2 protein-coding genes are annotated in these 15224 nt (G+C 73.4%); both read left to right on the forward strand.

Annotation, left to right across the window (positions count from 1 at the left end):
- Positions 1–50 precede the first annotated feature (50 nt).
- Positions 51–14669: a non-ribosomal peptide synthetase gene (locus GCN81_RS15185; protein WP_156725143.1), complete on the forward strand. Its 14619-nt coding sequence runs from the start codon at positions 51–53 to the stop codon at positions 14667–14669.
- On the forward strand, positions 14666–14875 hold the full coding sequence (locus GCN81_RS15190) for an MbtH family protein (protein WP_156725144.1): 210 nt from the start codon (positions 14666–14668) through the stop codon (positions 14873–14875). The genes GCN81_RS15185 and GCN81_RS15190 overlap by 4 nt, the downstream gene beginning before the upstream one ends.
- Positions 14876–15224: the final 349 nt, after the last annotated feature.

Genomic DNA, 15224 nt, shown 5'->3' on the forward strand with positions numbered 1-15224 from the left:
ATCTCACCGCACCACCGCTGAACGTACGACCAGGGAAGGCGAACCGAACCATGCGCGAGGCCGAGTCCGACCGGACATCCGCGTCCGGGATACCCCAGTTGGGGACCCCCGTGACCGGTGCCCAAACCGGCATCTGGCTGGCTCAGCAGATCGAGCCCGACAGCTCGGTCTTCCACATCGCGTTCTCCCTGGAACTGTGGGGCGACACCGACCTCGACCGCCTGGCCGCCTCGGTGCGGCAGGCGGTCGAGGAGGCGGAGTGCCTGCACGTACGGATCAGCCCCGAGGGCAGGGGAGCACGGCAGACGCCCACGCCGTTCCCCGTCCACGTCCCGCTGGTTGACCTGCGCGGCGAGCCCGACCCGAGCGCCGCGGCGGCGGACTGGATGGACGCCGACCGCACCCGGCCCCTCGACCTCGCGGACGGCCCGCTGTTCGGACACGCGCTGCTCCGCGTCGCTGACGACCGCGTCCTGTGGTATCAGCGCTACCACCACATCGTGCTCGACGGCATGGGCGTAGCCCTGATCACCCGTCGCGCGGGCGAGCTCTACACCCTGGGCGGCACCCCCGCCGCCGACGCGCCCCCCGCGCGCGACTGGGCGCTGTCCCGGTTCGTCGACTCCGACCTCGCCTACCGCGCGTCCCCTCAGTCCGGCACCGACCGCGCGTACTGGCTGGACCGGCTGGCCGACCGCCCCGAGCCCGTCCGCCTGGTCGAGCGCTCCGCCACACCCATGACCCGACGGCTACGGCGCACGGTCGAGCTATCGCCGGGCCGCGCGGCCCGGCTGGATGACGCGGCCCGCCGCGTGGGGGCCAAGACGTCCCGCCTGCTGGTCGCCTCCGTCGCCGCCTACCTGCACCGGGTCACCGGCGAGCGCGACCTCGTACTCGGCCTGCCGGTCGCGGCCCGGCTGGACGCCGCGGCGCGGGACGTACCCGGCATGGCCTCCAACGTCCTTCCGCTGCGCCTGGCGGTCCGCGGCGAGATGACCATGGCCGCGCTCGTGGCGGCCGTGGACCAGGAGATCACCGGGGCCGTCGCCCACGGGCGCTACCGCGCCGAGGACCTGGCCAGAGATCTGGGCCTCGTCGACGGAGTCCCGGAGCTGGTCGGCCCGACGGTCAACGTCCTGCCGCGCGCCGGTGACCTGCGCTTCGGCGACCATCGGGCCGAACTCCACCCGCTGTGGCTCGGACCGGTCAGCGACCTGGCCATCAGCTTCACCGAGACCGGCGACAGCGACGGCCTCCGTATCGACCTCGACGCCGACGCCGACGCCTGCGACCCCCAGACACTCGCCGACCACGAGCGCCGCTTCCTGCTGCTCCTGGACGCACTCGCGGCCGACTCGGACCAGCCCCTGGCGCACATCGCGCTGGTGTCCGCCACTGAACGAGCCGAGCTGCTCGAAGAGTTCGGGTCCGCGCCCCGCGAAGTCCCCGAACTGTCCTGGCCCGCCGCCTTCGAACAGCGGGTGCGGCACACGCCGGACGCCGTCGCGCTCGTCTGCGAGGACCGCGAGCTGTCGTACGCGGAACTCGACGCCGCCGCGAACCGGCTGGCACACCACCTCATCGCCCGCGGGGTGCGCCCCGAGGACATCGTCGCCGTCGCGCTGCCGCGCTCGCCCGAACTGGTCAGCTGCCTGCTGGCGGTGATGAAGGCGGGAGCCGCGTATCTGCCTCTGGACGCCGACCACCCGCAGGACCGCCTCGCCTACATGCTCTCCGACGCGGGCGCCCGGGCCGTCGTCACCACCGGCGAACTCGCCGCCGAGCTGCCCGAGATCCCCGGAGTCGAGCGCGTACTGATCGACGACGCGGCCACGCTCGCGGCGCTCGCCTCGGCCGACAGCGCCCGGCCCGGCCTGCCGGTCGTCCTCGACCAGGCCGCGTACGTCATCTACACCTCGGGTTCCACCGGCCGCCCCAAGGGAGTCGTCGTCACCCACGACGGCGTCGGCAGCCTGATCGCGACCGCCACCGACCGGATCGGCATCGACGCCACCAGCCGCGTCGTGCAGTTCGCCTCCGTCGGCTTCGACGTGACGGTCTGGGACCTGATCATGTCCCTGTGCGTCGGCGGCACCGTCATCGTGGTCCCCGCCGAGCGCCGGGTCGCCGGGCCCGCCCTCACCGAGTACATCGAAGAACACCAGGCCACCCATATGATCCTGCCGCCGTCGCTGGTCGCGGCGCTGCCGCAGGACTGCGAACTCCCCGAGGGCGCGGTGCTCGTGGTCGGCACCGAGGCGGTGCCCGGCGAACTCATCGCCCGCTGGGCCGGACGCCTGCGAGTCGTCGTCGCCTACGGCCTGACCGAGGCCACCGTCAACTCCACGCTGTGGCCCGCGGACCCCAACTGGCAGGGCCCGGTACCGATCGGCCGCCCCGACCCCAACACCCGCTGCTACGTACTGGACTCGGCGCTGAGCCCGGTCCGCGTGGGCGTCGAGGGCGAGCTGTACGTCGCCGGGCGCGGACTGGCCCGCGGCTACCTCGGGCGCGCCGGACTGACCTCGGAGCGCTTCGTCGCCGACCCGTTCGGCGCACCCGGCGCGCGGATGTACCGCACCGGTGACCGCGTCCGCTGGCGCGCCGACGGCAACCTGGAGTTCCTCGGCCGCGCCGACGGCCAGCTCAAGATCCGCGGCCACCGAATCGAACCGGGCGAGATCGAGAGCGCGTTCATGGCCTGCCCGGGCATCGCCCAGGCCGCCGTCCTGGTACGCGACGACCACCGTGGCGTGCACCGCCTGGTCGCCTACCTGGTGGGCGAGGCCGGTACGGACGACACCGCGGCGGCCGTCGCGACGGCACGCGCCAGCGTGGCGGACACCCTGCCGGACTACATGGCACCGTCGGCCGTCGTCATCCTGGACGGCCCGCTCCCGCTGACCCCCAACGGCAAGCTCGACACCCGGTCGCTCCCCGAGCCCCAGTGGACGGCCACAGCCGGAGACGCCCCGCCCACGACCCCCGAAGAGGCCGTAATCGCCGGGCTGTTCGCCGAGGTGCTCGGCCTGCCGGTGGTCGGCGTACACGACAGCTTCTTCGAGCTCGGCGGCGACAGCATCGTCGCGATCCAGCTCGTCAACCGCGCCCGCGAGGCCGGTCTGACGCTCACCCCGCGCGAGGTGTTCCGGCGCCGTACGGTGGCGGCGCTCGCCAGCGTGGCGGGCACCGCCGCGCCCGGCGAAGGCCCAGGACCGGTGCGGCCGGATGTGAGCGTCCTCGATGAGGCCGCGCTGCCGGTGTCCCCGCTTCAGGAAGGCTTCTTCTTCCACGCGCGGTTCGACGCCGAGGCCGCCGACCTGTATGTGGTCCAGGAACTCCTCGACCTCGCCGGACCCGTCGATGCCGACCGGCTGCGGGGCGCCCTGCAGACGCTACTCGACCGGCATCCGCTGCTGCGCGCGTCGTTCACCCAGCTTCCGGGCGGCGAGGTCGTCCAGCGGCTGGCCGACGACGTCACGCTGCCGTGGCGTGAGGTGCAGCTGGCGGGGGACGGGTCGGCCGACGACGCGACGGCCGACGGCGCGCTGGACGAACAGCTGCGCGCCGACCGGGCCGAAGGGTTCGACCTCGCACGGCCGCCGCTGCTGCGGGCCACGCTGATCCGCGACGGGCAGCACCACCGCCTACTGCTGACGCTGCATCACATCATCGCCGACGGCTGGTCGGTGACGGTCCTGCTGCGCGAACTGCTCGCCGCCTACCGAGGCGCGGAGCTCCCGGCCCCGCCCGCCCCGTACTCGTATCTGGCCTGGCTCGCCGACCGGGACCGGGACGCCGCCCGCGACGCCTGGCGCGAGGCGCTGGCCGGACTCGAGGGACCCACCCGGCTGATCGCGCCGAGCGGCGACGCGGGTCAGGGCGGGGCGGCACCCGCCCGCCCCGAGCACATCGACGTCCGGCTGCCGGAGGGACTCACCGCGGACCTGGCCACGTACGCGCGCACCCACGGCCTCACCCTGAGCACCGTGCTGCACGGCGTCTGGGGCCTGCTCATCGGCGGACTCACCGGTGGCTCGGACGTGGTGTTCGGCACCACCGTGTCCGGCCGCACCACCGAGGTCGACGGCCTGGACTCCGCCGTCGGCTTGTTCATCAACACCGTGCCCGCACGGGTGCGGACGCGGCCGGACGACTCGCTCACCGAGCTGCTGCAGCGGGTGCAGGACGAGCACGCTGGGCTCCTGGACCACCAGCACCTCGGACTCGCCGACATCCAGCGACTCACCGGCGGCGGTGAACTCTTCGACACCCTGGTGGTGTTCGAGAACTACCCGACCGAAGAGCCCGCCGATGCGGACGCGGACGCGCCGCGCATCACCAGCGTCGAGGTCTTCGACGCCGTGCACTACCCGCTGGCCCTGATCATCCACCCCGGCGAGCAGCCAGTGCCCCAACAGGCAACGTTCGCCCCGTCGCGACGCCCGGCACGCACTCTCGGCGCACCGGGCACAAGCCCAAGTACATCCAGTACGAGGGCTCGCACCCGGCACGCCGAGAGCACGCACCGGACGCCGCTCCTTAACGGGCAAACGTTGCCTGCCGGGGCACTGGCCCTGCGCTTCAAGCACGACGCCGCACGGCTCAGCCAACTCGCGGTGGCGGCCATCGCCAGACGCTTCGAGTCGCTGCTGTGGACCGTGGTGACCGAACCCGACCAGCGCATCGCCCAACTCGACCTGCTCTCCCCGCGCGAGCACGAGCGCCTGGGCGCGCTCAACGCCACCGCGCGCCCCGTGCCCGACGCGACCCTCGCCTCCCTCTTCGCCGCGCAGACCGCCCGCACGCCGGACGCCGACGCGGTGGTCTTCGCCGGCAGCACCCTGTCGTACGCCGAACTCGACCGGCGCGCCGAACTGCTGGCCCGGCGGCTGCGGGCCAGCGGCGCGGGCCCGGAGCGGTTCGTCGCGGTCGCCGTGCCGCGCTCGGCCGAACTGATGGTCGCGCTGCTGGGCGTACTCAAGTCGGGTGCCGCCTATCTGCCCGTCGATCCGGACTACCCCGCGGACCGGGTGGCGTTCATGCTCGCCGACTCGGGCGCGCGGACCGTCGTGACCACGTCCGCGGTGGCCGGGCGGCTCCCTGAGGCGGCCGGGCTCGAGCGGCTCGTACTCGACGACCTCGCGGACGTCACGGACCTCCCCGCCCTGCCGGTCACCCCCGCGGACCCCGACCACCCCGCCTACCTGATCTACACCTCAGGATCCACCGGCCGCCCCAAGGGCGTGGTGGTCACACACCGGGCGATCGTCAACCGGCTCGCCTGGATGCAGGGCCAGTACGGACTCGCCGCTGACGACCGGGTGTTGCAGAAGACGCCGTCCAGTTTCGACGTGTCGGTGTGGGAGTTCTTCTGGGCCCTCGTGGAAGGCGCCACGGTGGTACTCGCCCGGCCGGACGGCCACCGGGACCCCGCCTACCTGGCCGAGCTGATCCGGGCCGAGCGCGTCACGACGCTGCACTTCGTGCCCTCGATGCTGGCCGCGTTCGTCCAGGCGATGGAGGCCTCCGCGGACCAGCCAGGCGCCGGGGACTGGGCCGCGAGCCTGCGCCGGGTCTTCGCCAGTGGCGAGGCGCTCACCGGCGACGTGGCCCGGCGCTGGTGGGAGCTGACCTCACGCCGTGCGCACGGCGGCCCGGTGCCGCTGCACAATCTGTACGGGCCCACCGAGGCGGCCGTGGACGTCACCTGGTTCCCCTACGAGGGCGGCGACGAGCTGGCGGTCCCGATCGGGCACCCGGTCTGGAACACCCGCCTGCATGTCCTGGACCCCTTCCTGCGCCGGGTCCCCGACGGCGTACCCGGTGAGCTCTACCTCGCCGGGGTCCAGCTGGCCCGCGGTTACCACGACCGCCCCGCCCTGACCGCCGACCGGTTCGTGGCCGATCCGTACGGCATGCCGGGGGAGCGGATGTACCGGACCGGCGACCTGGTACGACGGCGTGCGGACGGGGCGATCGAGTACCTCGGCCGTACCGACCGCCAGGTGAAGGTACGCGGCAACCGCATCGAACTCGGCGAGATCGAGGCCGCGTTGGCGGCCCAGCCGGGCGTCGCGGCCGCAGCCGTGACCGTACGGGACGGCGCACTCGTCGGCTACGCGGTACGCCTGCCGGAGGCGCCCGCCGACGCCTTGGACGCCGACGTCCTGCGCGCGGCGCTGAGCGACGCGCTGCCCGCGACGATGGTGCCGTCCGCCCTCGTGATCCTGTCGGAACTGCCCCTGACGCCCAGCGGAAAGCTGGACCAAAGCGCCCTGCCCGCCCCCGTGCAGGCAGCCGTGACCGGCGGCCGCGCGCCGCGCGACGACCGCGAGCGCGCCTTCTGTGAGGTGTTCGCCGCCGTACTCAAGCTGCGCGAAGTCGGCGCGGACGACGACTTCTTCGTGCTGGGCGGTGACAGCCTCACCTCCATCGCCGTGGCCACCCAGGCCCGGGAGAAGGGACTGACGATCACCACGCGCGACGTCTTCGCGAGCCGTACTCCGGCCGCGCTCGCCGCCATCGCCAGGACCGAAGCGGTCCCTGCCGAGCCTGCCGAGCCCGCCGAGCCCGTCGGCGAAGCCGCCGCGCCGGGCGTGACGGTGGCCGCGGCGGACGCCGGGCAGGCCGCGGCCGCCCTCCAGGCCATGCTGGCCCAGCAGTCGGGCGACACCGTCGACCCGGCCCTGCAAGCCCTGCTCGACCAGCTCGTCGCCGCCTCCACCGCCGCCTCCTCCGGCCCCGAGGCAACCCCGGCATCCCCGGCGCCCGCCAAGCCGCTGGGCGGGCTCGTGCTCACCCAGGAGGAGCAGGACCAGGTGGCCCAGACGGCCGGGGGACTCCCGGTCGCCGACATCTGGCCCCTCTCGCCCCTCCAGGAGGGCATGTACTTCCACGCCAGCTACGACGTGGGAACCCTGGACGTCTACCTGTCCCAGGAGACCCTGGACATGGACCGCCGGGTCGACGCCGACCGGCTGCGGGCGGCCTCCCGTACCCTGCTCGCCCGGAACACCGGCCTGCGCGCCGGGTTCACCAGCGAGGGCCTGCCAGGGCCCGTGCAGTTCATCGTGGACGGGGCCGAGATCCCGCTCACCGAGGTCGATCTCTCCGAGGTGGCCGCCGCCGACCAGCAGGCGCGCGTCGACGCCCTGCTGGCAGCCGACCGCCAGCAGCGCTTCGACCTCGCCGCACCGCCGCTGTGCCGACTGCTGCTGATCCGGCTGCCCGGCGGCCGGGACAAGCTCGTCGTCACCCACCACCTCATCCTGTGGGACGGCTGGTCCGCCTGGCTGTTCCTGGAAGAGCTGTTCACGCTGTACGAGCGCGCCGGTGACGCCACCGGGCTGCGGCCCGCGGGCTCCTACCGCGACTACCTGGCTTGGCTGGACGAGCAGGACCACACGGCCGCCCTGGCGGCCTGGAGCACGGCGCTCGCCGGATTCGACGAGCCGACCCTGGTGGCACCAGCCGGTCGCGACGGCGAACCGGTGATCCCGGCCGACTTCGACGCGGTGCTGGAGCAGGACACCAGTGACAGGCTGCGGGCGCTCGCCCGCCGCCACGGACTCACCCTCAACACCGTGCTGAACGCCGCCTGGGGCCTCGTCCTGTCGGCCGTGGTGGGCCGGAGCGATGTCGCCTTCGGCACGGCGGTCGCCGGACGGCCCACCGACCTCCCGGACGTCGAGCGGGTCATCGGCATGTTCCTCAACACCGTGCCGACCCGGGTCGCCTTCGCCCCCGGCGAGACGCTGGTGGACCTGCTGCGCCGGATGCAGTCCGAGCGCGCGGCCGTCATGCCGTACGAGCATGTGGGCCTCGGCGCGTTGCAGCAGGAGACCGGCCACCGGCGGCTCTTCGACACGCTGTTCGTGCTCCGCTCGGCCGACGGCGAGGACCGGGCTGCCGCGCTCAGCCAGCGGCACGGCATCGCCGACGTGTCCAACGTGGACGGCACCCACTTCCCGCTCACCCTGATCGTCACCCCCGAGACCCGGCTACGGGTGACCCTGGCGGCCCGGCCCGACCTGTTCGACGCCGACGACGCGACGAAGATCCTCACCCGCTTCACGACCGTCCTGGAGCGGCTGGCCGCCGCCCTCGCCGCCGCCGCCCTCGCCGCCGACGCCCTCACGCCCGGAGCCAAGGCCGCCGTCCGCACCCACGACGTCGACCTGCTGCTGCCCGAAGAGCGCGCCGCGCTGGCCGCCGAACGGGCCGACACCCGCCACCCGGTGACCGACGAGACGATCGCCGACCTGCTCGCCATCCAGACGGCCCACACTCCGGACACGACGGCGCTGGTGTTCGGCGACCGCACCCTGACCTACGCCGAACTGGATGCGCGGATCAACCGGCTGGCCCGGCTGCTCCTCGCGCGCGGCGCGGGCCCGGAGAAGGTCGTCGCGCTGGCTCTGCCCCGCTCGATCGAGATGGTCGTGGCGCTGTTCGCCGTACTGCGCACCGGCGCCGCGTATCTGCCGCTCGACCTGGACCACCCCGCCGACCGGCTGCGGCTGATGGTCGAGGACACCGGTCCGCTGTGCCTGCTCTCGACGACGGCCGTCGCGCCGACGCTGCGCGCTGACTCCGGCGCCCTGGCGCCCGAGGTGCAGCTCGACGACGCGGCCGTCACGGCGGAGCTGGCCGACCTGCCGCCCGGGGAGGTCACGGACGCGGAGCGGCCCGCGTTCGCGCACGGTGTGCCGGGCCGCCTGGAGCACCCCGCGTACGTCATCTACACCTCCGGATCGACCGGCCGCCCCAAGGGCGTCGTCACGCCGTACCGGGGCCTGACCAACATGCAGCTCAACCACCAGCGGGAGATATTCGACCCGGCGATCGCGGCGGCGGGCGGACGGCGGCTGCGTATCGCCCACACCGTGTCCTTCGCCTTCGACATGTCCTGGGAGGAGCTGCTCTGGCTCGTCGAGGGCCACGAGGTGCACATCTGCGACGAGGACCTGCGCCGCGACGCCGAGGCGCTGGTCGCCTACTGCGACGAGCACCGTGTCGACGTCGTCAACGTCACGCCCACCTATGCCCAGTTGCTCATCGAGGAGGGCCTGCTCGAGGAGGACCAGGAGGCGGGCCGCCACCGGCCCGCGCTGGTACTGCTCGGCGGCGAGGCCGTCTCCGACGCGGTGTGGACGCGGCTGCGCCGCACCGACGGCACCTACGGCTACAACCTGTACGGGCCGACCGAGTACACCATCAACACACTCGGCGGCTCCACCACGGACAGCGCCACCCCCACCGTCGGTATGCCGATCCGCAACACCCGGGCGTACGTGCTCGACGCGATGCTGCGCCCGGTCCCGCCCGGCAGCCCCGGCGAGCTGTACATCGCCGGGACCGGCCTGGCCCGCGGCTACCACGACCGGCCCGGGCTGACGGCGGAGCGCTTCGTGGCGGACCCGTTCGGCGAGCCCGGCGAGCGGATGTACCGGACCGGCGACCTCGTACGCCAGCGTCCGGACGGTCTCATCGACTTCCTCGGCCGCACCGACGACCAGGTCAAGATCCGCGGCTACCGGATCGAACTGGGCGAGATCACTTCCGCGCTGGCCGCACATCCCGAGATCGCGCACGCGGCGGTCGTGGTGGCGGAGCGCGCCGGCTCCAAGCGCCTGGTCGGGTACGTCGTGCCGACGGACCCTGCCGTACTGGGCGAGAGCGAGGGCGAGGCCGACACGGCGGGCGAGCGGCTGCTCGCGTCGCTGCGCGAGCACCTGAAGGCCGGGCTGCCGGACTACATGGTCCCGGCCGCGCTGGTGCCGGTCGAGGCGCTCCCGCTGACCGTCAACGGAAAGCTGGACGTGAAGGCCCTGCCCGCCCCCGACTTCACCGGGTCGAGCAGCAGCCGCCCGCCCCGGTCGCCCCGTGAGGAGACGCTCTGCGCGCTCTTCGCCGAGGTACTCGGACTCCCCGAGGGCAGCGTGGGCATCGACAGTGACTTCTTCGACCTCGGCGGCCACTCGCTGCTGGCGACGAAGCTGATCAGCCGGGCCCGTACCGCCCTCTCGGCGGAACTCGCGATCCGCGACCTGTTCGAGGCGCCGACCGTCGCCGAGCTGGTGGAGCGCGCGAGTGGCGCACCCACCGCCGACCGACCGGCGCTGACCGCGGGTGAGCGGCCCGCCGAGCTGCCGCTCTCGCACGCCCAGCAGCGGCTGTGGGTCATCCAGCAGATCGAGTGCACCTCGGCCGCGTACAACTTCCCGCTGGTGATGCGGCTGCGCGGACCGCTCGACGTGGACGCGTGGCGCGCGGCACTCGCTGATGTGACAGCCCGTCACGAAGCGCTGCGGACGGTCTTCGCCGAGCGCGACGGCCAGGCCTTCCAGCGCGTCCTGCCCGCTGAGCAGGCGCGGCCCGTGGTGGACGTGGTGCGGGCGCGGGAGGAGGATGCGGCGGCCCTCATCGACGCCGCCGTCAACCGCCCGTTCGACCTCGCCGTCGAACTGCCGCTGCGCGCGACCGTCATCGAGATCGCGCCCGACGACCACATCCTCGTCACCCTGCTGCACCACATCACCACCGACGAGTGGTCGGACCGGCCGTTCCTGCGCGACCTCGCCACGGCCTACGCCGCCCGGCGGTCCGACACGGCGCCGCACTGGGAGCCGCTGCCCGTCCAGTACGCCGACTACGCGCTGTGGCAGCAGCGTCTCCTCGGTGACCCGGCCGACCCGCAGAGCCTGGCCGCCCGGCAACTGGACTACTGGAGCACGGCGTTGGAGGGCGCGCCCGAGGAGCTTGAGCTGCCCGCCGACCGGCCCCGTCCGGCACGTCCGTCCTTCACCGGTGCCGAGCTCGACATCGAGTTCGACGGCACGTCCTACCGGGGCCTGAAGCGGCTGTCCCGGGAGAGCGGCGCCAGCATGTTCATGGTGGTGCACGCGGCCGTCGCCGCGCTGCTGCACCGGCTGGGCGCCGGAACGGACATCCCGCTCGGCTCGCCCATCGCCGGACGGAGCGACGAGGCGCTCGACGACCTGGTCGGCTTCTTCGTCAACACCCTGGTGCTGCGCGCCGACCTGAGCGGCGACCCCAGCTTCACCGAACTCCTGGCACGGGTCCGGGAGACCGACCTCGCCGCGTTCTCGCACGCGGACGTCCCCTTCGAGTCCGTCGTCGAGCGGCTCAACCCGACCCGCTCGCTCTCCCGGAACCCGCTGTTCCAGGTGATGGTGGGTTACCACAGCCGCACCGGGGACGCGCTGGAGCTGCCCGGACTCGCCGTGGAGTACCAGCCGTTCCGGATCAAGTCGGCCAAGTTCGACCTCGTGTTCAGCTTCACCGAGCAGGTGCCAGCGGGCGGGGCCGGGGCTGGCGCCGTCGACGGAGACGGGGACGTGGGTGCGCTCGGCTGCCGTCTGGAGTTCGCCACCGAGCTGTTCGACCAGGCGACCGCGGAGCGGCTCGGGGAGCGCCTGCGACGGCTCGTCGCGGCCGTGGTGAGCGAGCCGGAGGCCCCGGTCTCCCAGGCCGAGGTACTCGCCGCCGACGAACGGCGGTTGGTGCTGGAGGGCTTCAACGCCACGGCCCGCGCGGTCGACGAGGCCCCGCTGCCCGCGCTGTTCGCCCAGCGGCTCGCCGAGCGGCCGGACGCGGTGGCCGTCGTGGACGGCGCCAGGTCCGTCAGCTACGCCCAGCTGGACGCCCGCGCGTCCCGTATCGCCCAGCTGCTGGCCGGGCGCGGGGTCGCCGCCGAGAGCGTGGTCGGCGTGGCCGTGCCCCGCTCGGCCGACATGGTCGCCACGGTGCTCGCCGTACTCAAGCTGGGCGCCGCGTTCCTCCCGCTCGACCTGGCCCACCCCGCCGACCGGCTCCGCTACATGATCGAGGACTCCGGAGCCACCCTCGTCGTGGGAACCGAGCCGGTGGCCGGGAAGATCCCCGAAGTGGCGGGCACGTCCGTGGTGTTGCTCGACGCGCCCGAGACCACCGCCGAACTCGCCCTGCTGCCCGAGACCACGCCGGACGTCCCCCCGGTGCGCCTGCACCAGGCCGCCTACGTGATCTACACCTCCGGATCGACCGGCCGCCCCAAGGGCGTGGTCGTTCCGCACGAGGGCATCGCCAGCCTGGTGGCCACCGCGGTCGACCGGATGGGCCTGGAACGCGACAGCAGGGTCCTGCAGTTCGCGTCGATCGGTTTCGACGTCTTCGTGTTCGAGCTGTCGATGGCGCTGTGCCAGGGCGGCCGACTCGTCCTCATCTCCGATGAGGCACGCGTCGCGGGACCCGCGCTCACCGACTTCCTGGCGGACCAGCGGATCAGCCACATGATCCTGCCGCCCTCGCTGGTGTCGGCGCTGCCCGCGGGCTGCGAACTGCCCGAGGGGTCGACCATCCTGGTCGGCACGGAGACCGTGCCACCGGACCTCTTCGAGCGCTTCGGCGCCACGGCCAACCTGATCGCGGCGTACGGCCTGACCGAGGCCACGGTGAACTCCACGCTCTGGCCCGCCCGCCAGGCGGGTGGCAGGCCGACCGGCCGGGTGCCGATCGGCCACCCCGACCCCAACACGGTCTGCTACGTGCTGGACGACCGTCTCCGCCCGGTCCCCCCGGGCGTGCCGGGTGAGCTGTACGTGTCCGGGCGCGGCCTGGCCCGCGGCTACCTCGGCAGGCCCGGGCTGACCGCGGAGCGGTTCGTCGCCGACCCGTACGGGCCTGCTGGCAGCCGGATGTACCGCACCGGAGACCGGGTCCGGTGGCGCCACGACGGCACGCTCGACTTCCTCGGCCGGGTCGACACCCAGGTGAAGATCCGCGGCTTCCGCATCGAGCTGGGCGAGATCGAGGCGGCGCTCGCCGGGCATCCGACGGTCGGCCAGGCGGTCGTCCTGCCGGACCGTACGGGCGACATCGTGCGCCTGGTGGGCTACGCCGCACCGGCTGGCGACGCCTCGGCCCTCGACCCGCGGGCGCTGCGCACCCATGTCGCCGGGCTGCTGCCCGAGTACATGGTGCCCGCCCTCGTGGTGCCGCTGGACGGCCCGCTGCCGCTGACCCCCAACGGCAAGCTGGACCGCAAGGCGCTGCCCGCGCCCGACTGGACGCGACTGACCGGCGACGCCCGCCCGGCCACGGCCGCGCAGGCCCGGCTGGCCGAGCTGTTCGGGGAGATCCTCCAGCTGACGGACGTCGGCGTGCACGACAACTTCTTCGCGCTGGGCGGCCATTCGATGGCGGCGATGCGGCTGCTGGGACGCATCCGTTCCGTCTTCGGGGCCGAACTGAGCATCCGGGACGTGTTCGACGCGCTGACCGTCGCCGGTCTCGCCGAGAAGCTGGCGGGGGCGGCGGCCGCCAGGCCCCCGCTCAGTCCGGCCGAGCGGCCAGCGGACGGCGGGGCCCAGCCTCTCGCCCCCGTACAGCGGTGGCAGTGGTCGTCGTACCGACGGCACGCGGGCTACGACCACGCGCTCGTCCTGCGCTCGCCCGGCGGCGGCCTTGACTCCGACGCGCTCGCGGCCGCGCTCGGCGACGTGGTGGCCCGGCACGCGCCGCTGCGCACGGTCTTCGCCGAGCGGGACGGGGCGGTCTACCAGGACGACGTCGCACCGCCCGCCCTGGAGGCCCTGCGCTGCACCGACCTGGAGGCCAAGCTCACCGAACTCGCCGCCCAGGCACCGGACCTGACCCGCCAGCCACCCGTACGGGCCCGACTGCTGACCGGCGCGGACGGCACCCAGGCCGTCCTGCTGACCATGCACTACCTCGCCGTGGACGAGTGGTCGGTGGTCCCCCTGTTCCGCGACCTCACCACGGCCTACGCCGCCAGGACCCGCGGTCAGGAACCCGACTGGGCGCCGCTACCGGTGAGCTACGCCGACTACACCCACTGGGCCCACCAGGTACTCGGCGACCTGACCGACCCCGACAGCGTCGGCGGCCGCCAACTGGCCTACTGGCAGCGGACCCTCACGGACCTGCCAGCCGAACTGGCGCTGCCTTCGGACCGGCCACGCCCGGCGGTGCCACACCGAGGCGCCGACCACGTCGGATTCGCCCTCGACGAGCAGCTCCACGCCGAGGTGGACCGGCTGGCCCAGGCGACTGGCACCAGCATGTTCATGGTGCTGCACTCGGCACTGTCCGCCGTGCTCACCGCGCACGGAGCGGGCACCGACCTGCCGATCGGCACCATGGTCGCCGGTCGCACCGACGACCAACTGGCCGACCTGGTCGGCTGCTTCTTCAACACCGTGGTGCTGCGCACCGACACGGCGGGTGACCCGACCTTCGCCGAGCTGCTGACCCGGGTACGGGAGACGACGCTCGGCGCGCTGGACCGGCAGGACGTCCCGTTCGACGATGTCGTCCGGGCGACCGGGCTGCCGCCCACCGGCCCGCAGGTCATGGTGATCCACCACGAGCAGGCGCGACTCGCCGAACTGGAGGGCGGGGTCGGCCAGCTGGACGTCGTGACCACCGGCTCGACGAAGGCGGAGCTGACGCTCAGCTTCTACGAGCCGCGCGACGACGGCCCGGTGCACTGCGCTCTGATCTACGCGACCGAACTGCTCGGCAAGGCGAAGGCCGAGCAGCTGACCGAAGAACTTCAGAGGCTGCTGCGCCATGCGGCAGCCGCCCCGGAACAGCCGCTCTCGGAGCTGTTCGCTGTGATGTCGATGAGGAGTGACGCATGACCACCAACCCGTTCGAGGACCCGCAGGCCCGTTACCTGGTCCTGGTCAACGAGGAGAACCAGCACTCGCTGTGGCCCGCCTTCGCCGAGGTACCGGCGGGCTGGCGCACCGCGTTCGGTGACGACACCCGCGAGGCCTGCGTGTCCTACGTCGAAACCCACTGGACCGACCTCCGCCCCGCAAGCCTGATCAGCCAACAGGCCTGACCACCCCCACAGCACCACCGCTCGCCGCCTGCCCAGGAAATCCCCGGGCAGGCGGCGACCTGCGTAACAGCGCGGGCCCCACCGCCCTTCGCTCGCGCGCGACGACGCCGTGGTGCCCCCACATCCCCCCGCGGCTTCGCGCGCGTGGCGGGTACGCCTCGCCCGGTGGCCGCACCCTCGCCCTCTCGGCCTGCGCCCGAACACGAGGCGCTGTGCGAGGCCCTCCGGCACCGGACGATCACAAGAACCACGGCGACGCGGCTGCTTCACAGCGCGCGGTCTGATCCGCGGGTCGCGAGGTACGGGCGGAGCCGCCCCGCTCGGGGGTCCCGGCGCCTGCGGTCGCGGC

Source organism: Streptomyces apocyni (assembly GCF_009739465.1).
In the GTDB taxonomy this organism is placed as follows: domain Bacteria; phylum Actinomycetota; class Actinomycetes; order Streptomycetales; family Streptomycetaceae; genus Streptomyces; species Streptomyces apocyni.